Below are 26,224 nucleotides of genomic sequence, written 5' to 3'. Positions count from 1 at the left end.
CACCTCGCTTACATCGGCGATAGGTTAAGGAAGAAGCGTTGCAGCCAGCCCATATTCTGCGCCTCATTGATGTAGCCGTTGCCGACATACTCGATGCGCGCGTCCGCCACCTGGGTGGACGGTACGGTATTGGTGCCGCTGATGGTGCGCGGGTTAACCACGCCGGAGAAGCGAATGAACTCCGTGCCCTGGTTAATCGCAATCTGTTTTTCACCCACAACGTGCAGGTTGCCGTTGACCAGCACCTGGTCAACCGTCACCGTCAGCGTACCGCTGAAGGTGTTGCTGGCGTTCGCGCCACCTTTACCGTTAAAGGTGTTGCCGCCAGAGGCCTCCACATCGGCACGCGCATTGCCAAACAGGCCCTGCAAATAGCGCGGCACGGTGTCGAAGCCGAAATTGGTTTTGCCATCGCGGCTGGCGTTCGCCGACGAGCTCTTGCTCGCGCTGACGTTTTCCTGCAACACAATGGTCAACGTATCGCCGATGTTACGCGGGCGACGGTCTTCAAACAGCGGCTGATAGCCATAGTTAATCGGCTGCGCGGTCTGGAAAATTGAGCCGTTTACCACCGGCGCGGGGCCGGGAACGGGCTGGGCGGTAGTCGCACCCTCAACCAGGGGTTTAGACGGGATCCAGGCACACCCGCTCAGGGAAACGGCCAGGAGAGTCATAATCGGATAACGAAACGCCGCGTGTTTTTGCATTGCCTTCATCTTCAAAAACAGGGAGCCGGGGCGGCGTTTACCGCACCGGCCTGCCCCTTAGAGTTGCGTCAGTTTTTGCAGCATCTGGTCGGTCGTCGACACTGCTTTACTGTTAATTTCATACGCGCGCTGAACCTGGATCATGTTGACCAGCTCTTCCGCCACGTTCACGTTCGAGGTTTCGACATAACCCTGATAGAGCAGACCCGCGCCGTTCAGGCCAGGGGTGCTCTCATTCGGCGTGCCGGAGGATTGCGTTTCGGTGTAGAGGTTCTCACCGATGCTTTCCAGGCCGGTATCGTTCATGAAGGTGGTCAGGTTGAGCTGGCCAACCTGCACCGGCGCAGCCTGACCCTGCTGGGTTACGCTGACCACGCCGTCACGGCCGATGGTGATGCTCAGGGCATTCGCCGGAATGGTGATCGCAGGCTGAACCTGGAAACCGCCCGCCGTCACCAGCTGGCCGTTCTGATCGACCTGGAACGAGCCGTCGCGGGTGTAGGCAGAGGTCCCGTCAGGCAGCTGCACCTGGAAGAAGCCCTGGCCTTTGATCGCCACGTCTTTGCTGTTGTTGGTCTGGGACAGGTTGCCCTGGCTGTGCAGACGCTCGGTGGCCACCGGGCGCACGCCGGTACCAATCTGCAAACCGGACGGCAGCGTGGTTTGCTCAGAAGACTGGGCGCCCGGCTGGCGAATGGTTTGATAAAGCAAATCTTCGAAAACGGCGCGCTGGCGCTTGAAACCATTGGTGCTGACGTTCGCCAGGTTGTTGGCGATCACGTCCATATTGGTTTGCTGTGCGTCCAGACCCGTTTTCGCGATCCATAAAGAACTGATCATAAGGAGTCCTGTTAACTCATAGCCAGAAGTTGGTTAGCTTTGTTCGCGTTTTCATCGACGCCGCTAATGATCTTCATCTGCATTTCGAAACGGCGGGCGCTGGCGATCATGTCGGTCATGGCTTCAACCGGCTTGACGTTGCTGCCCTCCAGCACGCCGGACATCACGCGGATGGTCGGATCGGCCTGAAGCGTGGCGCCACGGGTGGCCTGCGCCGCCTGGGTCAGACGGAACATGCCGTCATCGCCGCGCTGCACCTCTTTACCGTCGGCCTTCACCAGCTTCAGACGCCCGACGGGCGCAACGGTGTTGGCCGGATCGCCCGGGTTTAACGCCGAGATCGTCCCGTCCGCCGCGATGGTCAGCTCTGAGCCTTCCGGCACGGTCAGCGGGCCCGCTTCGCCCATCACCGGATGCCCCTGAATGGTCAACTGCCCGGTGGCGCTCACCTGGATATTACCGTTGCGGGTATATCCCTCGCCGCCGTCGGCGGTCTGCACCGCCAGCCAGCCGTCCTGTTGCAGGGCAACGTCCAGCGGGCGCGAGGTGTAATCCATCTGGCCTGGCGTCATGTCTGCGCCAGGGGTCGATGCGGTCACCAGGGTACGCGTCGGCAGCGAAAGCCCTTCTACCGGCACGGCGCGCAGCGCGTTAAACTGCGCACGAAAGCCCGGCGTTGAGGCGTTCGCCAGGTTGCTGGCGGTAACGGCCTGCTGATTGAGCGTCTGGCTTGCCGCGCCCATCGCTGTATATATTGCGTGATCCATTGCGCTTTCCCGTCAGCCGCTTAACGCAGGTTAACCAGCGTGTTGAGGATCTGATCCTGGGTTTTGATGGTCTGCGCGTTCGACTGATAGTTACGTTGCGCGACGATCATGTTCACCAGCTCTTTACTCAGATCGACGTTGGAGGCTTCCAGCGCGCCGTTGGTCAGCGTACCGAAGTTACCTGTTCCGGCCGTACCCAGCAGGGCCACGCCGGAGGACTGGGTAGCAGACCAGACGTTATCGCCTTCGGACTGAAGACCTTCGTTGTTGGCGAAGTTCGCCAGCACGATCTGGCCCAGAACCTGGGTCTGTTCGTTGGAGTAGTTACCGACAACGGAACCGTCGTCGTTGATCTGATAGCTCACCAGGTCGCCCGGCTTGTACCCGTTCTGGGTGGTCGCCACCACGTTGTTGGCACCGGTGTTCTGCTGCATGGAGTTCAGGAAGCTCAGGTTGAACGAGGCCGGGGTCGCGCCGCTGATGGAATCGCTGACGATATTGATAGACGGCGTGGTGTTTGGCGTGGTGTCCAGATTCCAGGTTTCAGGGGTGGTACCCTGCGCGATGTAGTTATTGACGTTCTTCAGGTTACCGTTGTTGTCGAAGCTCATCTGCGCCGCTTTGCTGGCGGTAGAGCCGGCTACGCTGGCGTCCTGGGTGTAGAGATCCCAGGTGTTGTCAGCGGTTTTGACATAGTAAACGTTCATATTATGTTCGTTACCCTGGCTGTCAAAGACCGTGACGGTGCCCTTCTTGTTGTAGCTGTCGGAGTTCGTCGGATCAAACGCGACCGTCGGGATATCGTCCGTTGAGTTCAGGTTGATCTGCTGGGTCGCAGTGGTGGTGGACTTCGCCGCCATCAGCGTGTTCGGAATGGAGATCGGCTGTGGGTTTGCGCCCGTCTGAACCGACGGCGGCGTACCCGCAACCGGATAACCGGTTAATTGCAGACCCTGCATGTTCACCAGGTTACGGTTTTCATCCAGCTTGAACTGGCCGTTACGGCTGTAGAACACGGAACCGTTGGCATCGACCATACGGAAGAAACCGTTCTGGCTGATCGCCACGTCCAGGCCACGCCCGGTGTTGGTGGTCGTGCCGTCGGTGAAGTCCTGGGTGATGCCCGCGACTTTCACGCCGAGGCCCACTTTGGAACCGGCAAACATATCTGCAAACGAGGCAGAACCGGATTTAAAACCGTAGGTCGCGGAGTTGGCGATGTTGTTGCCAATGACGTCCAGGTTGGTGGCCGCAGCATTCAGGCCGCTGACCGCTTGAGAAAAGGCCATGACTTACTCCTGATAAGTATGAAGGCTTAGATAATCTGCCGAACTTCGTCGAGTGTGGTGGTACCGGTCGTACCCAAATCCAGTTTGCTGCCGTCGCTGCTCTTAATAACGCCCTGCACCAGGCCGAACTGCAACGGCTGCGCCACCAGCTGCGTGGTGCCGCTGCTGGCAGCGATGGACACGGTGTACGAGCCGTTCGGCGCGGTGCTGCCGTCGGTGACGCTGCCGTCCCAGGTAAAGGTATGCACGCCTGCATCCAGCTTGCCGATGTCGATGGTGCGAACCACCACGCCGGAGGCGTCTTTAATCGTCGCAGTGACCTTATCGGCCGCCTGCTGCAACTCAACGCCAAACGGCGTAGTGGACGTGGTGCTGGTGCCATCGGTGGTGCTGGTCCCGGCCAGAATGGTGGTACCGGGGATCATCACGCCGTGACCAATCAGATTCGCCGCCTGCAAAGACTGGCTGCTGTCGATTTGGCCGGACACGGAGCCGAGCGTGGTGTTGAGCTTTTCAATGCCGCTCACGGTACTGATCTGCGCAAGCTGCGTGGTCAGTTCGTTGTTCTGCATTGGGTTGGTCGGATCCTGGTTTTTCAGCTGCGCCACCAGCAGCGTTAAGAAGCTGCTTTGCAGATCCGACGCGTTGCTGCCCGTCAGGGAGCTGGAGCCGGTGCTGGTACTGTTCACGCCCGAGTTGGTCGTATCATTCACGTTGACGGCGATGGACATGCGAGTCTCCTTTACTGGCCGAGAGTGAGCGTTTTGAGCATCATGCTCTTCACGGTGTTAAGCACTTCGACGTTAGCCTGATAGCTGCGCGAAGCGGACATGGAGTTGACCATCTCGCCGACCACGTCCACGTTTGGCATTTTGACGTAGCCGCTGGCATCCGCGAGCGGGTTACCCGGCTCGTACACCAGACGATCTGGCGCCTGGCTCTCAACCACGTCGGCTACCTTTACGCCGCCCGTCGCCGCGCCTGGCGCCGCATCAACCTGAAACACCACCTGTTTCGCGCGGTACGGCTGTCCGTCCGGGCCGGTCACGCTGTCGGCGTTCGCCAGGTTACTGGCGGCCACGTTCAGGCGCTTGGACTGCGCCGCGAGCGCCGAGCCGGAGATATCAAAAATATTCAGCAAAGCCATGGATTAGTTGCCCCCCTGGAGGACGCTCATCATGCTTTTGATCTGTCCGCCGAGTACGGTCAGCCCCGTCTGGTATTGCAGGCTGTTGTCGGCAAACTGCGTGCGCTCCCGGTCCATGTCGACGGTGTTACCGTCAAGCGAAGGCTGGTCGGGGATGCGGTAAAGTAAATCGGTCGATGGTGCGGTCATCGCCTGAGCGGGGATATGGCGTGAGGAGGTCATTGCGAGCGCAACCCCCGTCCCTTCGGCACGTCCACGCTCCATCACTTTTTTAAGCTCACTGGAAAAATCAATATCGCGCGCCTGATACCCGGGGGTATCCGCGTTCGCGATGTTGGCGGCTAACACTTCCTGCCGCTGGGCGCGTAAATTGAGCGCTTCCTGCTGAAAACGTAAGGCAGCGTCGAGTTTATCGAGCATGTCTCCTCCGCTGATGGGAAAATTTCAGTTCACAGCTTAAATCTCAACCCGTCTGCCTTATCGACGGAATAAGCGCAAAATGCGTCGCTATTTATTGCGTTGATGCAAAAGCACTGACTGTAGAATCCTGTTAATTCTTCAAAACGGTGGGACAAGCGATGCGGACGTTAAAAACCAGCCTGGCGGCAACTCTGCTGCTGTTAAGCCCTCTCGCGATGGCAGACGGTTTACAGGCTCAGCTGACGGCGTTTTTTACTCAGCAGCTGGCAGGCTTTAGCGATGACGTCAGCGTTAGCGTGCGCACTCCGCCCAACCTGTACCCCTCCTGCGACCAGCCCTCGTTCAGCGTGACCGGCAGCGCGAAGCTGTGGGGCAACGTCAACGTGCTGGCGCGCTGCGCCAACGAGAAGCGCTATTTACAGGTTGCCGTCCAGGCAACGGGCAATTATGTTGTCGCCGCCGAGCCGATTGCCCGGGGAAGCCAGTTGCAGGCCAACAGCGTCACGCTCAAGCGTGGCCGTCTGGATCAGCTGCCGCCGCGCACCATGCTCGATATCAACCAGGCGCAGGACGCGGTCAGCCTGCGCGACCTCGCGCCGGGCCAGGCTATTCAGCTCTCGATGCTGCGCCAGGCGTGGCGGGTAAAAGCGGGCCAGCGGGTGATGGTGGTGGCGAACGGCGACGGGTTTAGCGTCAACAGTGAAGGTCAGGCGTTAAACAACGCTGCGGTGGCACAAAATGCCCGTGTGCGGATGTCCTCAGGCCAGGTGGTCAGCGGCACCGTCGGTACTGATGGGAATATTCTGATTAACCTATAATCTTTTTAAAGATTTCGCGGCGCGTGCCGATAAATATTCAACTAATGATGATGTCAGGCGCAAACGCCGCGAACCCTCGATGAGGACAACACTATGAGCATTGATCGTACATCAGCCCTGAAGCCGGTTAGCACTGTACAACCTCGCGAAACGAATGACGCGACGCCGCAGAAAACGCGTCTGGAAAAACCGGCCACGGCCAACAGCACCAGCGTAACCCTGAGCGACGCCCAGGCAAAACTGATGCAGCCGGGCAGCAGCGATATCAACATGGAACGTGTTGAACAGCTGAAAACGGCGATTCGTAACGGCGAGCTGAAAATGGACACCAGCAAAATTGCTGACGCGCTGATCCAGGATGCCCAGAGCTTCTTGCAGAGTAAATAACCGTATGAGTCGACTGTCAGAAATACTGGATCACATGACGGTTGTCCTGAATGACCTGAAAACGGTTATGGACGCGGAGCAGCAGCACCTCTCTTCCGGTCAACTCAACGGCAGCGCGTTACAACGTATTACGGAAGATAAAAGTTCACTGCTGGCGACCCTGGATTACCTGGAGCAGCAGCGACGTGACGAGCAAGATCCGAAGCGCAGTGCGAACGATGAAATTGTTGAGCGCTGGCAGACGATTACCGAGAAAACCCGACACCTTCGCGACCTCAACCAGCACAACGGCTGGCTGTTAGAGGGACAGATTGAGCGTAACAAGCTGGCTCTTGAGGTGTTAAAACCGCATAAAGAGACCGGGCTGTACGGTGCGGATGGTCAGACATCCACCTCGCGCGTGACGGGCGGAAAAAAGATTTCGATTTGACGTGTTAACGGCAGATCCATGAACGGGGAGCACCGGCAGGTGAACTCCCCTTTTGTCGTTTAGGCCGTCCGGCGGGCAAACTCTTTCACCTTGAAGCCCAGCAGCGCGAGCGTCGCGAAGTAGGCCACAATCCCCACCACCACCACGGCCATCAGGCGCATCAGACGATACGGCATGGTGCCCTGCGCCCAGTCAGGCATGACGTACATCATGCCGATCAGCGCCGCAGACATTACCAGTACCGCAATCACCAGACGCACCAGGAAGCTCGCCCAGCCCGGCTGCGGCGTAAAGATATCCTGCTTGCGCAGCTGCCAGTACAGCAGCCCGGCGTTAAGGCAGGCGGCCAGACCAATCGACAGGGAGAGCCCAGCGTGCTTCAGGGGGCCGATAAACGCCAGGTTCATCAGCTGGGTCATGATCAGCGTGACGATGGCAATCTTGACCGGGGTTTTGATGTCCTGACGGGAGTAGAAGCCCGGCGCAAGGACCTTCACCACGATAAGCCCCATCAGCCCGACGGAATAGGCCACCAGCGCCCGCTGGGTCATGGCCGCATCAAAGGCGGTGAATTTACCGTACTGGAACAGAGACACCGTTAACGGCTTTGCCAAAATCCCCAGCGCCACGGCGCTCGGCAGCGCCAGCAGGAAGCACAGGCGCAGCCCCCAGTCCATCAGGCGACAGTATTCATCATGGTTGCCGCTGGCAAAGCTTTTCGACAGCGACGGCAGCAGGATCGTCCCCAGCGCCACGCCCAGCACCCCGGACGGAAACTCCATCAGGCGGTCGGCGTAATACATCCAGGAGACCGAGCCGGAGACCAGGAAAGAGGCAAAAATGGTATTGATGATCAGTGAAATCTGGCTGACGGACACCCCGAGAATGGCGGGCCCCATCTGCTTAATGACGCGCATCGCCCCGGCATCTTTCAGGTTGATACGCGGCAGCACCAGCATCCCGATTTTTTTCAGGTGCGGCAGCTGGTAGGCAAGCTGGAGCACGCCGCCCACGGTCACCGCCCACGCCAGCGCCAGCACCGGCGGGTTGAAGTGCGGCGCGGCGAACAGCGCAAAGCCAATCATGCTGACGTTAAGGAAGGTCGGCGCAAAGGCCGGCACCGAGAAGCGGTTCCAGGTATTGAGGATCGCCCCCACCAGCGAGGCCAGCGAGATCAGCAGAATATAAGGAAAGGTTATGCGCAGAAGCTGGCTGGTCAGGGCAAATTTATCCGCCGTATCGGCAAAGCCGGGCGCGGTCACCATGATCACCCACGGGGCGGCCAGCATCCCCACCACCGTGACGATCGCCAGCGCGAGGGTCAGCAGCCCGGACACGTAGGAGACAAAAACGCGCGTCGCGTCTTCGCCCTGCTTGCTTTTGTATTCCGCCAGAATCGGCACGAACGCCTGGGAGAAGGCCCCTTCAGCGAAAATACGGCGCAGCAGGTTCGGCAGCTTGAACGCCACGAAAAAGGCATCCGTTGCCATCCCTGCGCCAAACACCCTCGCCACAATGGCGTCGCGCGCAAAGCCCAGCACGCGAGAAAACATGGTCATCGAGCTGACGGCTGCCAGCGATTTTAATAAGTTCATTAACGTGAAATTCCAGAACCATACGGATTTGTAGGCCAGGTAAGCAAAAGCGCCACCCGGCAAAGCCAACAAGCGGCGCTTAGTCTAACGCGATTTCAACGAATTACTATCCGCAGATGTTACGAGGATTATTCACTCATGGCATCGCGCCAGAGCTTTTCCACAATGCGCTGCGCCAGAATGGCCTGCTCGCCCGACGTTTCAGGAACCGTCTGATTTTCCACGCAGTGGATAAAGTGACGGGCGCAGCCGACAAAGCCGCGCTGTTCGAGCGTGCTCTGCCAGCCCGGCACCGGCAGCGTTACCACGCCGCTACCCTTCTCTTCCCGCCACTCGCGCATGTCGGTGATGTCATAGAGCGCCCCGTCGGTAACGGCCTGCACGGATTCGCGCTGGCTGCCCGCACGGCGGTGCATACTGGTCGTCACCTGCACATGATCCAGCGCGAAGTGATGTTCGGCGTAAACCATTTCGCCACGGTCGTTGGTTCGCAGGATCCCGCTTTGCAGCCGGGCATTGCCGTTGGTCAGCCACAGGGCGGTATCGACCACGTGCAGATAATCGTCCAGCAGCGTGAAGCGCAGATCGTTTGGCCCGACGCTGTCGGTGCGGTGTTTATCCATGCGCAGCGAAGCCAGATCCCCGGACTGCGCCTTAAGCTGCTGATAGAGCGGCGCAAAGCGGCGGTTGAAGCCCACCATCAGCGTCAGCTTTTTGCGGGCCGCGAGTTCAATCAGGCGCTCGGCGTCCTGAAGGTTGTCCGCCAGCGGTTTATCGACGCAGACGTGAACCCCGGCGTTCAGCAGCTCGCTCACCACCTGATAGTGGGTCGCCGTGGAGGTATGCACAAAGACCGCATCGCAGTCGCGGGCCAGATCCTGTAGGGAGCTTGCATACGGGATGCGCCAGGTCTCGCAGATGCGCTGCGCTTTCTCGCGCGTCGGTGACCAGGCGCCTTGCAGCGTCCAGTCGGTCGACGCGCCCAGAACGGGCAGCCAGGCTTTTTGCGCGATGCCGCCGAGTCCGACAACGCCAATGCGTAGTTTTGTCACCGTTAATCCCCCAAATGAGCCAGTAGTGCATCCAGACGCTGTTTCAGCCCGGCAACCTCTTCTTCCAGCGCCTCCACGCGCGCCGTCAGGCTGTCGCTGGATAACGCAGGTTCCTCCGCGTCCGCTGGCAGTTCGGCAACGTCACCGCTGAACAGGTGCATAAAGCGGCTTTCGCGCTTGCCCGGCTCGCGCGCCAGACGCTGCACGTAAGGGCCGTCTTCGCGCGTCGCCAGCCCTTCCAGCGTCTGCTCGACCTCCTGCATGTCGCTGAACTCGTGCATTCGCGAGGCGCGCGAGCGCAGTTCACCCGGCGTTTGCGCCCCGCGCAGCAGCAGCGTGGCAATCAGCGCCACCTCGGCGGAGCTGAGCTTCAGATCGCCAAACTCGGAGTTGCAAAAGCGCTGTTCGTACTTGGTGACGCGGTTGCCAAAGCCGCTGACGGTGCGCAGATAGTGGCGCTTGACCAGCGCGTCGAGAATATCCTGCACCTCATGTTCGCTGAGGTTCATCACCGGCTCGCGGTTGGTCTTCTGGTTACAGGCCATCGTCACCGCGTTAACGGACAAAGGGTACTGCTCCGGGGTGGTGACCTGTTTTTCCAGCAGACAGCCAATCACGCGCGCTTCACCAGCGCTTAACTGATATTTCATCTTTTCTCCTTAACGCCCTGCGGTCCAGTCTGGGGTGGTTAACGCCGTCAGCACGTGGTCGCGCCATTCACCATCGATCAGCAGATAATCTTTGGCGTATCCCTCTTTCTCAAAGCCCAGGCGCGCCAGCAGATCGCCGCTGCGCTTATTGTGGGGCATGTAGTTGGCCATAATGCGGTGGATATGCTGGGTGCGCTGCATGTAGCGGATGGCGGCGGTCAGCGCTTCAAACATCAGCCCCTGCCCCTGCCACTTCTGACCAATGGAATAGCCGAGATAGCAGGCATGAAAGGAGCCCCGCACCACGTTGGAGAAGTTGGCGATGCCGATAATCTCTTTTTCTTCCGGATCCAGCAGCGCAAAGTAGAACGCGCTGCCCTGCTTGTGAAATTCCGCAATCATGCTGAGCCGCGCCTGCCAGCCTGAAGGGTAGCAGTGGCTCTCATCCCGAACGGGTTCCCAGGGTTTTAAAAACTGGCGATTCTCGGCGTAATAATCCGCCAGCCGCCAGGCATCACGCTCGTGCACCAGACGAACCACTAACCTGTCCGTCGTCAGGCGCACTTTTGGCACATTACTGCGATAGCCAAACATCGATACCACTCCTTCCCGTCGATTCTGTACAACCCCATGAGCTTTACTATACCTGCGCCTTCGCCGTCTGTGAAAACAGTGACATACCATTTTCACCTGTTTTCTCTTTTTTCGATGAGAACTCTCTATCAAAGCACCTTTTTGATAAAAAAATATTGTCGCTGGCGGGGTGGGAAAAGGCATTGCAACACCGCAATATATTAGCGTGCTCACCATCTGCTTTTCCCTGGAGGGGAAATGTCCCGCGTATCGCAGGCCCGGAGCCTGGGTAAATATTTCCTGTTAGTCGATAACATGCTGGTTGTGCTCGGCTTTTTTGTCGTGTTCCCGCTTATTTCGATTCGCTTTGTCGATCAAATGGGCTGGGCGGCATTAATGGTCGGCATCGCGCTCGGCCTGCGTCAGTTTGTTCAGCAGGGGCTGGGGGTATTTGGCGGAGCCATCGCCGACCGTTTTGGCGCAAAACCGATGATCGTCACCGGCATGTTGCTTCGCGCGGCAGGCTTTGCCACGATGGGGATCGCCCACGAGCCGTGGCTGCTGTGGTTCTCCTGCTTCCTCTCCGGCATTGGCGGCACGCTGTTCGACCCGCCGCGTACCGCGCTGGTGGTTAAACTGATCCGCCCGCAGCACCGGGGTCGCTTCTTCTCTATTCTGATGATGCAGGACAGCGCCGGGGCGGTGATCGGCGCGCTGCTGGGAAGCTGGCTGCTGCAATACGATTTCCGCCTGGTCTGCGCCACCGGGGCGGTGCTGTTTATCCTCTGCGCGCTCTTTAACGGCCTGTTCCTGCCCGCGTGGAAGCTCTCGACGGTGAAAGCGCCGGTCAGCGAAGGTCTGGGCCGGGTGCTGCACGACAAACGCTTTGTCACCTACGTGCTGACCCTGACCGGGTACTACATGCTGGCGGTACAGGTGATGCTGATGCTGCCGATTATGGTCAACGATATTGCGGGCTCCCCGGCGGCGGTGAAATGGATGTACGCCATTGAAGCCTGTCTGTCATTGACGCTGCTCTACCCGATTGCCCGCTGGAGCGAACGCCGCTTTCGCCTGGAGCACCGCCTGATGGCGGGCCTGCTGCTGATGACCCTGAGCATGATGCCCATCGGTCTGGTGAGTACCCTGCAACAGCTCTTTATGCTGATTTGCACCTTCTACATCGGCTCGATTATCGCCGAACCGGCGCGTGAAACCCTGAGCGCGTCGCTGGCGGATGCCCGGGCGCGGGGGAGCTACATGGGGTTCAGCCGTCTTGGGCTGGCTCTGGGCGGCGCGCTGGGCTACACGGGCGGCGGCTGGCTATTTGACGCCGGTAAAGCGCTGCACCAGCCTGAGCTGCCGTGGGTAATGCTCGGCGTGGTGGGCTTTATTACGCTTCTCGCCCTGTGGTGGCAGTTCAGCCAGAAGCGCAGCGCCAGCGGAATGCTCGAACCCGGCGCATAACCTTTCCTTTCGGCGGGAGCCTCTCCCGCCCCGTTTATCAGTTTTTTCTGCTGGTCTGCGCCATTTCACACTGACATACTGTCGCAACAGGACAGAAGCGCCTTCATTTTGAGGAACCCCATGAAGAAGATTGTCATTGCCGCAGCCTTAGTCGTCAGCGGCCTGCTGGTGGGTTGTAACCAGCTTACGCAATATACCGTCAGCGAGCAGGAGATTAATCAGGCGCTGGAAAAGCATAATAACTTTTCTAAAGACATTGGCGTGCCGGGCTTAGCCGACGCGCATATCGTGCTCAGCAAACTGAGCAGTCAGATTGGCCGCGAAGAGCCGAACAAAGTCACCCTTTCCGGGGATGCCGATCTGGATATGACCTCGCTGTTTGGCAATCAGAAAGCCAATATCAAGCTGAAGCTCAAAGCGCTGCCGGTGTTTAATAAAGAGAAAGGTGCAATCTTCCTGCAAGAGATGGAGGTGGTGGACGCGCAGGTGACGCCGGAGAAAATGAAACCGGTGATCCAGACTTTGATGCCCTACCTGAACCAGTCGCTGCGCAGCTACTTCAACCAGCAGCCCGCCTATGTGCTGAGCGAAGACAAGAGCAAGGGCGAATCCCTGGCGAAGAAATACGCGAAAGGGATAGAGGTGAAGCCGGGAGAGATTGTCATTCCCTTCACCGATTAACCTAAGGGGCGCTCAGGCGCCCTATTTTTTTACGGAATAAAGTGCAAACGAAAACGTTTCCGCATATGATTTGTGTCCGGCAAAAACAGCCAGCCTAATGACTGATTTCTCACAAGCCGGAGCTTCCATGACTGCACAATCCCAGGTTCTTAAAATCCGCCGCCCTGACGACTGGCATATCCATCTGCGCGATGGCGATATGCTGAAAACCGTCGTGCCTTATACCAGCGAAATTTACGGCCGCGCGATTGTTATGCCTAACCTGGTTCCGCCAGTCACCACCGTGGATGCCGCAATCAGCTATCGCCAGCGTATCCTTGACGCCGTTCCGGCGGGACATAACTTTACCCCGCTGATGACCTGCTACCTGACCGATTCACTGGACCCCAACGAAGTGGAGCGCGGGTTTAACGAAGGCGTGTTCACCGCCGCCAAACTTTACCCGGCGAACGCCACCACCAACTCCAGCCACGGCGTCACCAGCATCGACGCCATCATGCCGGTGCTGGAGAGAATGCAAAAGCTGGGAATGCCGCTGCTGGTTCACGGCGAAGTCACCCACGCCGAGATTGATATTTTCGATCGTGAAGCGCGCTTTATCGAGACCGTAATGGAGCCGCTGCGCCAGCGTCTGCCCGCGCTGAAGGTGGTGTTTGAACACATCACCACCAAAGACGCCGCCGAATACGTTCGCGACGGCAACGACCTGATTGCCGCGACCATCACCCCGCAGCACCTGATGTTCAACCGTAACCACATGCTGGTGGGCGGCGTGCGTCCGCATCTGTACTGCCTGCCGATCCTCAAGCGCAATATCCACCAGCAGGCGCTGCGTGAGCTGGTGGCGAGCGGCTTTACCCGCGCGTTCCTCGGCACCGACTCCGCGCCGCACGCGCGTCATCGTAAAGAGGCGAGCTGCGGCTGTGCGGGCTGCTTTAACGCCCCGACCGCCCTTGCCAGCTACGCGACGGTGTTCGACGAGATGAACGCGCTGGCGCACTTTGAAGCCTTCTGCTCCCTGAACGGCCCACGTTTCTACGGTCTTCCGGTGAATGAAAGCTTTATCGAACTGGAGCGTAAAGCGAGCCAGGTGGAGGAATCTATTGCCCTGACGGATGATACGCTGATCCCGTTCCTGGCCGGGGAAACCGTGAACTGGACGGTTAAACGCTAAAAAATTCGCAGCCCCTTGTTGTCAAACCTATAATATACCTGTATAAATAAACAGTATATTACACAGGGGGCATTTATGCGTATTGAAGTGACCATTGCCAAAACAACCGTTCTGCCTGCTGGCGCGCTGGATGCGCTGGTGGGTGAACTATCCCGCCGTATTCACCACAGCTTTCCCGAAAACGACAGCGCCGTAACCGTCCGTTACGCCGCTGCGAATAATCTGTCCGTCATTGGCGGCGCCAGAGAAGATAAAGAGCGCATCAGCGAAATCCTCCAGGAAACCTGGGAAAGCGCCGACGACTGGTTCATCACAGATTAAAACGTGCTCCCTCATTGTGTTTTTTGCCGGGTCGCCCCGGCTTTTTTTCGTCCAGAATAAATAAGTTCAAATTAATTCAGCATCTTCTTAAAAAAGCGTGAACAAAGCGGGCTTTTTCGCATTTAATGGCTCTAATAATCCTAAAAATCAGTATTTTTGCCGCTAACCCTTTAATTTTTCGTTACGCGCCCTTATTTATTGATATACTGAAATTGCTTTTAGAAAAACATGCATTGAACCTCAAAGTCGTTGTCTTTAAACACGTATTAAGGGGGTTATAATGGAAAAGAATAGCGAAGTCATCCAGACCCACCCGCTTGTCGGCTGGGATATCAGTACCGTAGATAGCTACGATGCCCTGATGCTGCGTTTGCACTACCAGACCCCGAATCAGCCAAACCGTGATGAAGCGGAAATTGGCCAGACGCTGTGGCTCACCACAGACGTTGCACGTCAGTTTATTTCTATTCTGGAAGCAGGCATTGCAAAAATAGAATCTGGCGATTACCAGGAAAATGAGTATAAACGGCACTAGTCTTTGCCCACTTTTCACTCAACAGGCACCCTCGCGGTGCCTTATTTATTTCTCCCTTGTGTAACCCTCCGATGTTAATTACTCTGCTAACAAAGCGTTAGTGAAGAGATCCCTATGAAATACGACTTAATCATTATTGGTAGCGGCTCGGTTGGCTCTGCCGCCGGTTATTACGCCACTCAGGCGGGTCTGAAAGTACTGATGATCGACGCCCATCGCCCGCCGCATTCAGAGGGCAGCCACCACGGCGATACCCGCCTGATCCGTCACGCTTACGGCGAAGGTGAACGCTACGTTCCGCTGGTGTTACGCGCCCAGACGCTGTGGGATGAGCTGGCTCGCCAGACCGAGGAACGTATCTTCGAGCGGACCGGCGTCGTTAACCTCGGTCCGGCGCACTCCGCGTTTCTCGCCACGGTGGAACAGAGCGCGCGGGAGTTTAACCTGGACGTAGAGCGTCTTGACGCTGCGGGCATCATGACGCGCTGGCCCGAAATCCGCGTGCCGGACGATTATATCGGGCTGTTTGAGGCCAACTCCGGCGTGCTGCACTGCGAAAACGCCATCAAAACCTGGGTTGATCTGGCCGAGCAGGCAGGCTGCGCGCAGCTGTTTAACTGCCCGGTAGAGGCCATCAGCCATCATGAGGACGGCGTGACCGTCACCACCCCGGACGGGGACTATTCCGCGTCGCGCCTGCTGATCAGCGCGGGCACCTGGGTGACAAAACTGCTGCCCGATCTGCCGGTTCAGCCGGTGCGTAAGGTCTTCTCCTGGTTCCAGGCCGACGGCCGATACAGCAGCCAGAACAAATTCCCGGCCTTCACCGGCGAGCTGCCGAACGGCGATCAGTTCTACGGTTTCCCGTCCGAGAAAGACGCGCTCAAGATTGGCAAGCACAACGGCGGACAGGCTATTGCCTCTGCGGAAGAGCGCAAGCCGTTCGGCGCTTACCCGACGGACGGTTCGGAAGCCTTTACCTTCCTGCGTAATATCCTCCCGGGCATCGGCGGGCTGCTGTACGGCGCGGCCTGTACCTACGACAACACGCCGGACGAAGACTTTATTATCGATACCCTGCCGGGCCACCCCAATACGCTGCTCGTCACCGGCCTGAGCGGTCACGGGTTTAAATTCGCCTCGGTGCTCGGTGAAATTGCCGCACAGTTTGCGCAGGGGATTACCCCTCAGTTTGATCTGGCCCCCTTCTCCCTCGCCCGTTTTAACGGATAATACCCGACAGGCTCCGACTCGTCGGAGCCTTTTATCATTACGCTTTATGGGGAATTATGCGCAGGATCGTTGGCTATCTCATCAATAATATTCGCGAGCATTTAATGCTCTATATTTTGCTGTGGCTATTACTTGCCGCCATCGACGTGGCGTATATTGTCTTTTATTGAGCATCATCGCTGACAATTATTGACACAAATATGGATTAATTTAATATCCGACAAACGGCTTGTTTTCTATTTTAATTCCCTTGCTCGAACCAGTTGAATTACCTTTTGCGATCCTTTTCAAAATTGCTGAAATAAATTAATTAATAATCGTTATTCAATTATTTCAGTTGCAATATCCTCTTACACAGGCCATTTTAGCGCACGGTTAATTTATTGTTGGTCATTCTTATGCAATTGCGTAATTCTGCCTCGCGCTACGGCATAATATCCATGACGCTGCACTGGGTATTTGCCCTGGCCTTGTATGCCATGTTCGGTCTCGGGCTCTGGATGGTGACGCTCAGCTATTATGACGGCTGGTATCACCAGGCCCCGGAGCTGCACAAAAGCATTGGCGTACTGCTGATGCTGGGGCTGGTGTTTCGCCTTATCTGGCGACATGTTTCCCCGCCGCCTCCGGCCCCCAAAAGCCACGGTAAAATGACGCGCCTGGCCGCTACCAGCGCCCATATAGCTCTTTACGCCCTGCTGATTGCCATCCTGATCAGCGGCTATCTGATCTCCACGGCGGACGGTAAACCGATTAGCGTCTTCGGGCTGTTCGAGGTTCCCGCGACGTTGAGCGATGCCGGCGCTCAGGCCGATATCGCTGGCGTTGTCCATCTGTGGCTCGCCTGGAGCGTGGTGATTTTTTCCGTCCTGCACGGGCTTGCCGCCCTGAAACATCACTTTATTGATAAAGACGACACGCTGAAGCGGATGCTCGGTCGTTCGTCTATTGACTCTGGAGCATAAAATGAAAAAACACCTGCTGGGTATCGCCTTAGGTTCGCTGTTATTTACCACCGGCTCTGCGGTAGCCGCTGATTATAAAATTGATAAAGAGGGTCAGCACGCCTTCGTCAATTTCCGTATTCAGCATCTTGGCTACAGCTGGTTATATGGCACCTTCAAGGATTTCGACGGGACATTCACCTTCGATGAGAAAAATCCTGCTGCCGATAAAGTGAACGTGACCATTAATACCAACAGCCTGGATACCAACCACGCCGAGCGCGATAAACATTTACGCAGTGCGGATTTCCTTAACGTGACGAAATTCCCGCAGGCGACGTTTACCTCAACGGCGGTAAAAAAAGAGGGTGAGCAGCTGGATATTACCGGCAACCTGACCCTGAACGGCGTAACCAAACCGTTGACGCTGGCGGCGAAATTAATCGGTCAGGGTGACGATCCGTGGGGCGGTAAACGTGCGGGCTTTGAAGCCAGCGGCAAAATTCATCTGAAAGACTTTAATATCACCACCGATTTAGGCCCGGCCTCTCAGGATGTGGAGCTGATTATTTCCGTGGAAGGCGTTCAGCAGAAGTAAAAAAAGGCCCGGCGAGTGCGTCGGGCCTTTTTCATTATTCCGGGTCGGGAATGCCCAGGCGGGTATTCAGGCGGCCACGGGACTTATTGAAGATCTTATTGCCGTTTTCACGACCCGCGCGGCGGCGGCGCTGCTCCTCTTCGGGCAACACGCTCTCTTCGCTGCACAGCTCGCTACAGCAGCCGTGATACTTCTCGGCACAGGCCGGACACTGGATAAACAGCAGATGGCAGCCATCGTTTTTGCAGTTGGTGTGGGTATCGCACGGCGCACCGCACTGGTGGCACTGGGAAATCACGTCGTCTGAAATCCTCTCGCCCATACGTTCGTCGAAGACGAAGTTCTTGCCGATAAAGCGCACCGGCAGCCCCTGCTCGCGGGCGCGGCGGGCATACTCAATGATCCCACCTTCGATGTGCCACACCTTGTTGAAGCCGTTGTGCTTCATCCACGCGCTGGCTTTTTCGCAGCGGATCCCGCCGGTGCAGTACATAACGATCTTTTTATCTTTATGTTCCTGCATCATCTCAACCGCTTTTGGCAGCTGTTCGCGGAAGGTGTCCGCCGGAATTTCCATCGCGTTCTGGAAATGACCGACTTCATATTCGTAGTGGTTACGCATATCGATAAACACCGCATCCGGGTCATCGAGCATCGCATTCACTTCTGCGGCCTTGAGGTATTCCCCCACGTCCGCCGCGTTGAAGGTCGGGTCGTCGATGCCGTCGGCAACGATGCGCTCGCGCACCTTCATGCGCAGCACCCAGAAGGATTTACCGTCATCATCCAGCGCCACGTTCAGGCGCAGGCCGTCAAGCACCGGATCGAAGGCGTAGAGCACCTCGCGGAAGGCGTCGACGTTGCTTTCCGGAATGCTGATCTGGGCGTTGATCCCTTCACGCGCTAAATAGACGCGTCCGAACACGTTCAGCGCGGTAAAGGCCTGATAGAGTGCGTCGCGGGTCGCCTGTGGATCGATAATCGTGAAGTATTTGTAGAACGAGATGGTGGTGCGCGGCTCGGTTTCAGCCAACATGCGCGCCTTCAGCATCTCGTTCGATACGCGGTTGTGTAACACTGGCATGGTGTACAAGTCCTGCAATCGTTAGGAGAAAGAAAAAGCGGTCCGCATCATATAGCAAACAATAACAATTTACATCCACACAATTTACGCTACATTTCATCCGGTCTGATTAAATCATACTTAACAATTGCCGCATTACTGCGCGTTTCGCTGTTAGACATTTTGGCTATTTCTTAAAAAATGAGACAATAGACCTTCAGGACGTAAAAAAAACAGGAAAGACATGACCCAGTTACCCAAATTTACTGCCGCCCTTTTGCATCCGCGATATTGGTTGACCTGGCTTGGCGTTGGCTTTTTATGGCTTCTTGTACAACTCCCTTATCCGATACTCTTCCGCCTTGGTAAAGGGCTGGGCCGTCTGGCGCTGATGGTGATGAAGCGTCGCGCCAGGATTGCCTACCGCAACCTTGAGCTTTGCTTTCCGCAGATGAGCGAGGCAGAGCGTCATGAAATGGTGGTAAAAAACTTCGAGTCCGTCGGTATGGGACTTTTGGAAACCGGCATGGCGTGGTTTTGGTCAGACAAGCGCATGGCGCGCTGGACCGAAGTCTGCGGCACAGGCATGGATCCGGTGAATACATTACAGCAGAATCAAACCGGCGTGCTGTTGATTGGCGTTCACTTCCTGACCCTGGAGATCGGCGCGCACATGTTCGGGATGCAGGCACCCGGCATTGGCGTTTACCGCCCTAACGATAACCCGGTTATCGATCTGGTTCAGACCAATGGCCGTATGCGTTCCAATAAAAGCATGATTGACCGTAAAGATCTGAAAGGCATGATCCGCGCGCTCAAGTCCGGCGAAGTGGTGTGGTATGCGCCCGATCACGACTACGGCCCGCAGGCCAGCGTGTTTGTCCCCTTCTTTGCCGTTGGCGAGGCGGCCACCACCACCGGCACCTGGATGCTGGCGCGCATGTCCAAAGCGGCGATTGTTCCCTTCGTGCCGCGCCGTAAGCCGGATGGCTCAGGCTATCAGCTGATCATGCTCGAACCGGAAATGACGCCGCCGCTGGACGACGCCGAAACCACCGCACGCTGGATGAACGGCATCGTGGAGCAGTGCATTATGCTAGCACCGGAACAGTACATGTGGCTGCATCGCCGCTTCAAGACCCGCCCTAAGGGTATGCCCTCTCGCTACTGATCCTCATGCGGCCCTCGTGGCCGCATCGCGTTTTAGCTTTAAAAGCTCCCCCGCATTGCGACAATCATAACCCAGGCGCATAATTAGCAGGCTTATTACCTCACTCAATTGTGCCCTGCACCTCCTTATGCGGATTGTTATGTCACCCTCAGATGCCCCCATAAACTGGAAACGAAACCTCACCGTTGCCTGGCTCGGCTGTTTTCTTACCGGCGCCGCCTTTAGCCTGGTTATGCCCTTCCTGCCTCTGTACGTCGAACAGCTTGGCGTGACGGGCCACAGCGCGCTAAACATGTGGTCTGGCCTGGTGTTCAGCATTACGTTTCTGTTTTCTGCTATCGCATCGCCGTTCTGGGGTGGCCTTGCCGACCGTAAAGGCCGAAAAATCATGCTGCTGCGCTCCGCGCTGGGGATGTCCGTCATCATGCTGCTGATGGGCGTGGCGCAAAACGTCTGGCAGTTCTTAATTTTGCGCGCGCTGCTGGGCCTGCTCGGTGGGTTTGTCCCGAACGCTAACGCCCTGATCGCCACGCAAATCCCCCGCCATAAGAGCGGCTGGGCGCTGGGAACACTCTCGACAGGTGCGGTCAGCGGCGCGCTGCTTGGCCCGCTTGCGGGAGGGTTACTGGCGGACAGCTACGGCTTACGCCCGGTGTTCTTTATTACCGCCGCCGTATTATTCATCTGTTTTATCGTCACCCTGCTCTGCATCCGCGAGAATTTCACCCCGGTGCCCAAAAAAGAGATGCTGCACGCCCGCGATGTGCTGGCCTCGCTCAAAAATCCTAAGCTGGTGCTGAGCCTGTTTATCACCACCATGATTATTCAGGTCGCCACCGGATCCATTGCGCCGATACTGACGCTCTACGTTCGCGATCTGGCCGGAAACGTGAATAACATCGCGTTCATTAGCGGAATGATTGCCTCCGTGCCGGGCGTGGCCGCGCTGTTAAGCGCCCCCCGGCTGGGAAAACTGGGGGACAGGATTGGCCCCGAGAAGATTTTGATCTGCGCGCTGGTGATTTCCGTGCTGCTGCTGGTCCCGATGTCGTTTGTGCAAGCCCCGTGGCAGCTTGGCGTGCTGCGCTTCCTGCTGGGTGCGGCGGACGGCGCGCTGCTTCCCGCCGTGCAGACCCTGCTGGTCTATAACTCCACCAACCAGATCGCCGGACGTATTTTTAGCTATAACCAGTCGTTTCGCGATATCGGCAACGTTACCGGGCCGCTGGTGGGGGCGAGCGTGTCCGCCAGCTTCGGCTTCCGCGCGGTCTTTCTGGTCACGGCAGGCGTGGTGCTTTTCAATGCCGTCTACTCGTGGTTTAGCCTGTCCAGAACCCTGCGCCCGGCAGGCGGACGCAAGGCACCTGTCCAGGAATAAGCTGAATGCGTGACGGCAATTTGTCTCATTCATACTTGCAGGATCGGATAATCAGCTATTCTTTCCCTGAATACCTATCGAAAACAGGGAGCAAACGATGACCATGTACGCCACGCTGGAAGAAGCTATTGATGCCGCACGCGAAGAGTTCCTCGCCAATAATCCGGGCGTTGAGGAAGAAGACGCCGACGTGCAGCAGCTCAATATTCAAAAATATGTCCTTCAGGACGGGGATATTATGTGGCAGGCCGAATTCTTCGCCGACGATGGCGATGAAGGGGAATGTTTGCCGGTATTGAGCGGTGAAGGCGCGCAGGCGGTGTTCGACGGCGACTACGACGAAATCGAACTGCGTCAGGAGTGGCTGGAGGAGAATACCCTGCACGAGTGGGATGAAGGTGAGTTCCAGCTCGAACCTCCGCTGGATACCGAAGAAGGCCAGACCGCAGCTGATGAGTGGGACGAGCGGTAAGCTCTTATTCGTAAGGGCCGTGCTGTGCGAATACCAGCGTGTCCGGAATTAAGATGGATATTCACTTTAGCTTTATATAATTCTGGATATGCTTTCTTCGAAGCAATTACGAATTGCCGCCTTTCTGACGTGGGGCGGCTTTTACCGTTTTCTGTACTTTCATCAGCACCTTATTGGCGGCGGCAGCACCGCCACCCTCGAAATGGCCGCAAATAATGAAATGCCGCATAGACAAAGTCATCCCTCCCTGCCCTTATACCCCATGAAGCATAGTCGGCAAAAATACCGAAAATGGGAATAAAGCTGATAAGATCCAGCCCTGTCTGTAGCGCACCGCTACTTTCATTCCTTTTCTGTTTTCGATTCATAGAAGGTCATCCCTCTTGTAATATGTTGACCAATAATCAGACTGATGGTGTACCGTTTGTTTATGAGGGATTAATTATTAAATTATCATACCGCTGCACGAGTTTATCGCCAAACAGCACTAAATGACTTTGCTCATGAGGCTAGCAAATGTAACCAACGATACCGCTACTAATCGTTTTTGCCACCCTAATTTTGTCGTCATGTGCCTGAGGAGTCATGCTTTGTATCGAGAATAACAGCGGAGCATCCGTAAATTTAACGGAGGGAATGACCATCACCACCTCCCCTATCTTCGTGATACGAGGATAGGACGCAGGGCATACGCAGGACGGTTTAAATACATTATGGTTGGTTCTGATGTCAGTATATTGTCTATGCTGATATCTGCTGGCTCAAATGGGCACGGGAATGAGTTAAATTATGCAGACCAAAAGCCAAATATTGTGCTGATTGTTGGCCATAAAAAGGTGCAAGTGCAATATGAGTAGCTTCATTAGCTCTAAATTTTTGATGAGCAGTTCAAAGACGCGCCAACCTTTCAAATGAAGATGGAAAAATATAAGCCGGGAAGATGAAGACACCTTTCTTTTTTATATTACTTTAATTCAATGGACTGTGTTACTAACCATTGCCTCAGATGATTTTAATAAAAAAATCTAAAAGTTAAATTCCAAAGTTTTTATATTTTTCCATTAAATTAATTATATTTTAATAAAATTAACCAGTTTATTTAGCTCGTCAATTGATGCTTGCAGCGTAAATTCTTTCAAAGAAATTACAGCTTCATTTTCAGATAATTAACCTTATACTTCATTAGGAATATCCTTATTCAGGGGGGCTACCATCCATGCCCTTTAAGCCAATCGATAGCCTTTTACCGTGGCTTGGGGTACCTTATGGACATCATTAATACCGCCCCTATGATTGGAAGATGTTCGAGCTTTTTAAGTTGAACTGAAAGGTGGATAGTGCAGTCATTTTTCGTATGTAAATTATCAAACTCTTTGCATCTTAGTTAATACTCACACCCTTATAAGTTGAGCTTTCAGTAATGTTTTTTCGTTTTAAATCATTTGATTAAGTAAAAAAAATTTCAAAGCCAGAGCTGTCTTAAAGTTGGCTGTGTAGGTATGGCCCATATCAATCGTAAGATCAAAATTTCTACCGTATATTCGCATAATCCCAGTCAAAACCTCAAGGGTCATTGACTGGGTAGTTAAAATATTTTCAGTGAAAAGATATTACACATGAATCCATATTCAATCTAACATTATTCATACATGATATATTCACACTCTATTTGGTTGTGGTCGTAGTCTATTTGAATCTGAAAAGATAGATCGGAAGATATTAATCTTATCTCGTCTGAATGTAATTCATCAAAGTTATAATCACTTGAAAGCTGACTACTTAACTTATACATTCCACAAAGTTTCCATTCTCCATCAATTAATAAATAAGATGAAAAGCCTGCACCTTTCTCTTTGATAAATGCAACAACTTGCTGGTAGTTATCAATCTCCACCTTAATCTTTGAATTTATTTTTTTGTCGTTAAGATGTTTTATAATATTATCAGTTTCTTCTAAGGTAAGAAAATCACTCTCTATAACAATATTATTTGTAAATGATTGTATTTTATTAAAATAATCATTTTTGCATATATTAGCCTGAGCTTTTCTATAGAGCAGTGCTCGTTTGTATTCAGACACTCTCATTTGCATCCTCCTTTACCATAATATGCTTTCCCTTTACCATTACGCAATTGAGGCCGCCCATATTTATTCATTCGAGGATTCCCAAAGTCATCTGTTTTAACTTTTCCTGCTTCCCAATGAGGCTTATCTGGATGACTAATATCCATCGTTTGCTCTTGTACGGATGATAAGCCAGTGCCACCACCTGGTTTTGGTGTTTCGTAAGAATATTCTCGCCCAGAGCTATTTTGTGATTGGCCGATCGGCTGCTGACTTGTAGGTATTCCTGCTTGCCTCATAGCTTCACGACGAGCAGCGCGAGAAGAATCAAATGGATTGTTCTCACTGCCTATCGATTCTCCATTTAAACCCAGCGGATCGATCCAACTCAGCGGATTCGGCACATACCCATAAGGATTAATCCCACCATCCAATCCTATCGGATCCGCACACAAATACTGAACCGAATCAGCATCATAGTACCTGAAGCGGTTGTAGTACAGCCCTGATTCCGCATCTTCGTACTGCCCCGGAAAACGCAGGCGCATCCGCTTTCTGGCGGCCCGTTTCCCGGCCCCACAGCTGCTGCTCCCCGCGCCACGCGAGGGTGCCGTCTTCGCGCAGCAGCTCCTGGATGCGCCCGAGGGTATCGGTCACCACATAGTGCAGCTCCCCGTTCTCATGGCGCGCCAGCGGCGTGAAGCTGTCCGGCTCGTATATCCAGCGGATGGCGCTTTTATACAGCGGCGTCCCGTCCGTCCCGACCGGGATTTCCTCACACAGCTGGTCGCCGTTCCAGTGAAAATCCGTGCCCGGCCTGTCCCGGTTGATGCAGCGCTTGCTGATGCGCCGTCCGAACGGGTCGTACTGATATGACCAGCGCTCTCCCTCAGGCGTTTCCAGTCCGGTGAGCTGGCTTTTGGCATCCCAGCGGTAGCGCCAGATAAGCGGGCGGTAGCCCCCTTTGTCGACCTGTTTTTCCACCAGGCGGCCGTTAACGTCGTATTTCCATGTGGTCCGTTCGTCGCGGATGACCCGGACGAACCTGCCGGATTCGGGCATTCCGCTGCCGGGGTAGATGCGGGAGGTGGTATATAGTGCAAACCCCCTAATCCAGCACTCTATAAAGGGTACGGGAATACTTACCAATGCAATATCAGCATAAAGGCTTGCCTGCTGACATAAATTTATTGTTCGTTACTGATTACTTTTCGCATTAGGAGTCGTTCATTAAGGCAATTGCTGCTTAATAGTCATTTACCAGTCCGGTTTATGGTTTGTTCCTTTTTAGCGACTGCTCAGTTCGAAGCATCGTGCCAAAGTTCCCTCAAAATGATCCACGATTCGGCGCAGCTATTTATATGTTCATTGCCTGAGGGGATAACTATATATCTTTAAAAAAAACCTCACTTAGGTAGTATTCAACCATGCCCCTTAAAACAATCAAGATTTTTTAAAGGAGTGTTCTAATAATTTCAATAGAGATTTTAATTTACCCATATGTATTATTTATAATATACACCCTACTAACATTACCATTACCATTACCATTACCCTCTGAAATATACACACTATAGTTAGTTAAACCAAGTTCATTAATATATTTCATTGCCAGCATTTCTTCTTCAGAAGAGGTTTGCTTAAGTTTCACATATGTGAAAAGCCATTTTCGTCTTCTTGTTATATAGATATTTGGAGTAATGCAATTTATTTCGTCTATGCAATCCCATTTCGTTAGCGTTACACAACAAAAAAAATCCTTGTGAACATCTTCTTTTGTATTAATAAATGCAATTTCCCTAGCATGCTCTGCCAATTTAACCGCATGTAAGATTAACAATTTATTATTCTCATCAAATGGTGTTTTTTTCAAAAAGGCAATGCTTTTCCATCTAGAAAACAAGGGTATCTCTTCGAATGAATCATAGTCAGCATAAAATATTTCATCATTAGTAAACCCTTCATTTTGTATGATCTTTTTTATTTTAGAATCTAATTTACTCATAGCCAATCATCCACATTCCATCCATGATCTTTCAACCATCTAAGTGTTTTTTTTGAAAATGATGGTGGACCATCATGAGTCGAACCATCCTGATTCAATGCTGGGTTTTTCCCTTTAACAGGTTTTTTTTGATGAGCATGCCACTGACTACCAGGCACACTTTCAGGCTCTGGCTCATCTATACGTTTAATATCTTTTGGCCCTTGCCCTCTATCAATTTTTTTCTGCGCATCTTTTGGTGAGCCACCACTACATATCTTGGCTAATCCAAGAGGATCGATCCAACTCAGCGGATCCGGCACATACCCATAAGGATTAATTCCACCATCCAATCCAATCGGATCCGCACACAAATACTGACCCGAATCAGCATCATAGTACCTGAAGCGGTTGTAGTACAGCCCTGATTCCGCATCTTCGTACTGCCCCGGAAAACGCAGGC

General features: G+C 54.5%; 32 protein-coding genes. 15 read left to right on the top strand and 17 right to left on the bottom strand.

Annotation, left to right across the window (positions count from 1 at the left end):
- Positions 1-8 precede the first annotated feature (8 nt).
- Genes flgH through flgB form a run of 7 tightly spaced genes read right to left on the bottom strand, consistent with a single transcriptional unit; the run spans position 9 to position 5,170 of the window.
- Positions 9-707, bottom strand: coding sequence for a flagellar basal body L-ring protein FlgH (flgH, locus tag ACSVHP_RS18840; RefSeq protein ID WP_234673538.1), 699 nt, complete (start codon positions 705-707; stop codon positions 9-11).
- A 57-nt stretch (positions 708-764) separates the two neighbouring features.
- Positions 765-1,547 (bottom strand): flagellar basal-body rod protein FlgG, encoded by a 783-nt coding sequence (gene flgG / locus ACSVHP_RS18835; RefSeq protein ID WP_008500810.1) that lies wholly within the window; start codon positions 1,545-1,547, stop codon positions 765-767.
- An 11-nt stretch (positions 1,548-1,558) separates the two neighbouring features.
- Complete coding sequence (locus tag ACSVHP_RS18830; protein ID WP_447552691.1) at positions 1,559-2,314, bottom strand: flagellar basal body rod protein FlgF; 756 nt, start codon at positions 2,312-2,314, stop codon at positions 1,559-1,561.
- A 20-nt stretch (positions 2,315-2,334) separates the two neighbouring features.
- Entirely contained in the window at positions 2,335-3,603 is a 1,269-nt protein-coding gene (flgE, locus tag ACSVHP_RS18825) for a flagellar hook protein FlgE (RefSeq protein ID WP_447552690.1), read from the bottom strand.
- 26 nt (positions 3,604-3,629) lie between these two features.
- Positions 3,630-4,334, bottom strand: coding sequence for a flagellar hook assembly protein FlgD (gene flgD, locus ACSVHP_RS18820; protein WP_234673535.1), 705 nt, complete (start codon positions 4,332-4,334; stop codon positions 3,630-3,632).
- An 11-nt stretch (positions 4,335-4,345) separates the two neighbouring features.
- The gene (gene flgC, locus ACSVHP_RS18815) at positions 4,346-4,750 is read right to left on the bottom strand and encodes a flagellar basal body rod protein FlgC (protein ID WP_234673534.1); all 405 of its coding nucleotides are present in this window, start codon (positions 4,748-4,750) and stop codon (positions 4,346-4,348) included.
- A gap of 3 nt (positions 4,751-4,753) precedes the next feature.
- Positions 4,754-5,170, bottom strand: coding sequence for a flagellar basal body rod protein FlgB (gene flgB / locus ACSVHP_RS18810; RefSeq protein WP_234673533.1), 417 nt, complete (start codon positions 5,168-5,170; stop codon positions 4,754-4,756).
- Positions 5,171-5,328: 158 nt separating this feature from the next.
- Between flgB and flgA the strand changes: the two genes are divergently transcribed.
- From flgA to flgN, 3 genes are all read left to right on the top strand, one after another.
- A complete protein-coding gene (gene flgA, locus ACSVHP_RS18805; protein WP_447552689.1) occupies positions 5,329-5,988 on the top strand; it encodes a flagellar basal body P-ring formation chaperone FlgA in 660 nt (219 codons plus the stop codon).
- A gap of 93 nt (positions 5,989-6,081) precedes the next feature.
- Positions 6,082-6,375, top strand: coding sequence for a flagellar biosynthesis anti-sigma factor FlgM (gene flgM, locus ACSVHP_RS18800; protein ID WP_234673531.1), 294 nt, complete (start codon positions 6,082-6,084; stop codon positions 6,373-6,375).
- 4 nt (positions 6,376-6,379) lie between these two features.
- Entirely contained in the window at positions 6,380-6,805 is a 426-nt protein-coding gene (gene flgN / locus ACSVHP_RS18795; protein ID WP_447552688.1) for a flagella biosynthesis chaperone FlgN, read from the top strand.
- Positions 6,806-6,864: 59 nt separating this feature from the next.
- Here the strand turns inward: flgN and murJ are convergent, their stop codons facing one another.
- The 4 genes from murJ to rimJ form a co-directional block, all read right to left on the bottom strand.
- Complete coding sequence (gene murJ, locus ACSVHP_RS18790; RefSeq protein ID WP_447552687.1) at positions 6,865-8,400, bottom strand: murein biosynthesis integral membrane protein MurJ; 1,536 nt, start codon at positions 8,398-8,400, stop codon at positions 6,865-6,867.
- A gap of 128 nt (positions 8,401-8,528) precedes the next feature.
- Positions 8,529-9,452 carry a Gfo/Idh/MocA family protein gene (locus ACSVHP_RS18785; protein ID WP_234673528.1) on the bottom strand — a complete coding sequence of 308 codons (924 nt, stop codon included), beginning with the start codon at positions 9,450-9,452 and terminating at the stop codon, positions 8,529-8,531.
- Positions 9,453-9,454: 2 nt separating this feature from the next.
- A complete protein-coding gene (locus ACSVHP_RS18780) occupies positions 9,455-10,102 on the bottom strand; it encodes a YceH family protein (protein WP_447552686.1) in 648 nt (215 codons plus the stop codon).
- A gap of 9 nt (positions 10,103-10,111) precedes the next feature.
- Positions 10,112-10,696, bottom strand: a complete 585-nt coding sequence (gene rimJ / locus ACSVHP_RS18775; RefSeq protein ID WP_234673526.1) for a ribosomal protein S5-alanine N-acetyltransferase — start codon at positions 10,694-10,696, stop codon at positions 10,112-10,114.
- A 237-nt stretch (positions 10,697-10,933) separates the two neighbouring features.
- Between rimJ and mdtH the strand changes: the two genes are divergently transcribed.
- From mdtH to ACSVHP_RS18730, 9 genes are all read left to right on the top strand, one after another.
- Positions 10,934-12,142 carry a multidrug efflux MFS transporter MdtH gene (mdtH, locus tag ACSVHP_RS18770; protein WP_447552685.1) on the top strand — a complete coding sequence of 403 codons (1,209 nt, stop codon included), beginning with the start codon at positions 10,934-10,936 and terminating at the stop codon, positions 12,140-12,142.
- A 120-nt stretch (positions 12,143-12,262) separates the two neighbouring features.
- Positions 12,263-12,823, top strand: coding sequence for a lipoprotein (locus tag ACSVHP_RS18765; RefSeq protein WP_234673524.1), 561 nt, complete (start codon positions 12,263-12,265; stop codon positions 12,821-12,823).
- A 127-nt stretch (positions 12,824-12,950) separates the two neighbouring features.
- Positions 12,951-13,997: a dihydroorotase gene (pyrC, locus tag ACSVHP_RS18760; protein ID WP_447552684.1), complete on the top strand. Its 1,047-nt coding sequence runs from the start codon at positions 12,951-12,953 to the stop codon at positions 13,995-13,997.
- Between the two features lie 75 nt (positions 13,998-14,072).
- Positions 14,073-14,318 carry a DNA damage-inducible protein I gene (gene dinI / locus ACSVHP_RS18755; RefSeq protein WP_234673522.1) on the top strand — a complete coding sequence of 82 codons (246 nt, stop codon included), beginning with the start codon at positions 14,073-14,075 and terminating at the stop codon, positions 14,316-14,318.
- A 280-nt stretch (positions 14,319-14,598) separates the two neighbouring features.
- Positions 14,599-14,853, top strand: a complete 255-nt coding sequence (gene bssS, locus ACSVHP_RS18750; RefSeq protein WP_234673521.1) for a biofilm formation regulator BssS — start codon at positions 14,599-14,601, stop codon at positions 14,851-14,853.
- 114 nt (positions 14,854-14,967) lie between these two features.
- Positions 14,968-16,086: an N-methyl-L-tryptophan oxidase gene (solA, locus tag ACSVHP_RS18745; protein WP_447552683.1), complete on the top strand. Its 1,119-nt coding sequence runs from the start codon at positions 14,968-14,970 to the stop codon at positions 16,084-16,086.
- Between the two features lie 56 nt (positions 16,087-16,142).
- Positions 16,143-16,256: a DUF2770 family protein gene (locus ACSVHP_RS18740; protein ID WP_234673519.1), complete on the top strand. Its 114-nt coding sequence runs from the start codon at positions 16,143-16,145 to the stop codon at positions 16,254-16,256.
- 228 nt (positions 16,257-16,484) lie between these two features.
- Positions 16,485-17,051 (top strand): cytochrome b, encoded by a 567-nt coding sequence (locus ACSVHP_RS18735; protein ID WP_447552682.1) that lies wholly within the window; start codon positions 16,485-16,487, stop codon positions 17,049-17,051.
- Between the two features lies 1 nt (position 17,052).
- Positions 17,053-17,628, top strand: a complete 576-nt coding sequence (locus ACSVHP_RS18730) for a YceI family protein (protein ID WP_447552681.1) — start codon at positions 17,053-17,055, stop codon at positions 17,626-17,628.
- A 34-nt stretch (positions 17,629-17,662) separates the two neighbouring features.
- Here ACSVHP_RS18730 and trhO read toward each other — a convergent pair whose 3' ends face one another.
- On the bottom strand, positions 17,663-18,712 hold the full coding sequence (gene trhO, locus ACSVHP_RS18725) for an oxygen-dependent tRNA uridine(34) hydroxylase TrhO (protein ID WP_447552680.1): 1,050 nt from the start codon (positions 18,710-18,712) through the stop codon (positions 17,663-17,665).
- A gap of 223 nt (positions 18,713-18,935) precedes the next feature.
- On the opposite strand from trhO, the gene ACSVHP_RS18720 reads away from it, so the two are divergent.
- From ACSVHP_RS18720 to ACSVHP_RS18710, 3 genes are all read left to right on the top strand, one after another.
- Positions 18,936-19,862 carry a Kdo(2)-lipid IV(A) acyltransferase gene (locus tag ACSVHP_RS18720; protein ID WP_447552679.1) on the top strand — a complete coding sequence of 309 codons (927 nt, stop codon included), beginning with the start codon at positions 18,936-18,938 and terminating at the stop codon, positions 19,860-19,862.
- 139 nt (positions 19,863-20,001) lie between these two features.
- Positions 20,002-21,240 (top strand): multidrug efflux MFS transporter MdtG, encoded by a 1,239-nt coding sequence (gene mdtG / locus ACSVHP_RS18715; RefSeq protein WP_447552678.1) that lies wholly within the window; start codon positions 20,002-20,004, stop codon positions 21,238-21,240.
- 97 nt (positions 21,241-21,337) lie between these two features.
- Positions 21,338-21,712 (top strand): MysB family protein, encoded by a 375-nt coding sequence (locus ACSVHP_RS18710; protein ID WP_234673513.1) that lies wholly within the window; start codon positions 21,338-21,340, stop codon positions 21,710-21,712.
- Between the two features lie 1,639 nt (positions 21,713-23,351).
- Here the strand turns inward: ACSVHP_RS18710 and ACSVHP_RS18705 are convergent.
- The 5 genes from ACSVHP_RS18705 to ACSVHP_RS18685 all read right to left on the bottom strand — a co-directional run.
- The gene (locus ACSVHP_RS18705) at positions 23,352-23,798 is read right to left on the bottom strand and encodes a hypothetical protein (RefSeq protein WP_447552677.1); all 447 of its coding nucleotides are present in this window, start codon (positions 23,796-23,798) and stop codon (positions 23,352-23,354) included.
- Positions 23,795-24,325 carry an RHS repeat-associated core domain-containing protein gene (locus ACSVHP_RS18700; RefSeq protein ID WP_447552676.1) on the bottom strand — a complete coding sequence of 177 codons (531 nt, stop codon included), beginning with the start codon at positions 24,323-24,325 and terminating at the stop codon, positions 23,795-23,797. The genes ACSVHP_RS18705 and ACSVHP_RS18700 overlap by 4 nt, the downstream gene beginning before the upstream one ends.
- Complete coding sequence (locus tag ACSVHP_RS18695) at positions 24,252-24,839, bottom strand: RHS domain-containing protein (protein ID WP_447552675.1); 588 nt, start codon at positions 24,837-24,839, stop codon at positions 24,252-24,254. Before ACSVHP_RS18695 ends, ACSVHP_RS18700 begins: the two co-directional genes overlap by 74 nt.
- Before the next feature lie 430 nt (positions 24,840-25,269).
- Entirely contained in the window at positions 25,270-25,782 is a 513-nt protein-coding gene (locus ACSVHP_RS18690; RefSeq protein WP_447552674.1) for an Imm15 family immunity protein, read from the bottom strand.
- On the bottom strand, positions 25,779-26,224 hold a 446-nt coding region (locus ACSVHP_RS18685), incomplete at its 5' end, for an RHS repeat-associated core domain-containing protein (RefSeq protein ID WP_447552673.1). The genes ACSVHP_RS18685 and ACSVHP_RS18690, both read right to left, overlap by 4 nt.

This window comes from Enterobacter sp. 186315 (genome assembly GCF_053290175.1).
The sequence above is the reverse complement of the archived record's forward strand: the minus strand, read 5'-3'. Positions and strand labels throughout refer to the sequence as shown.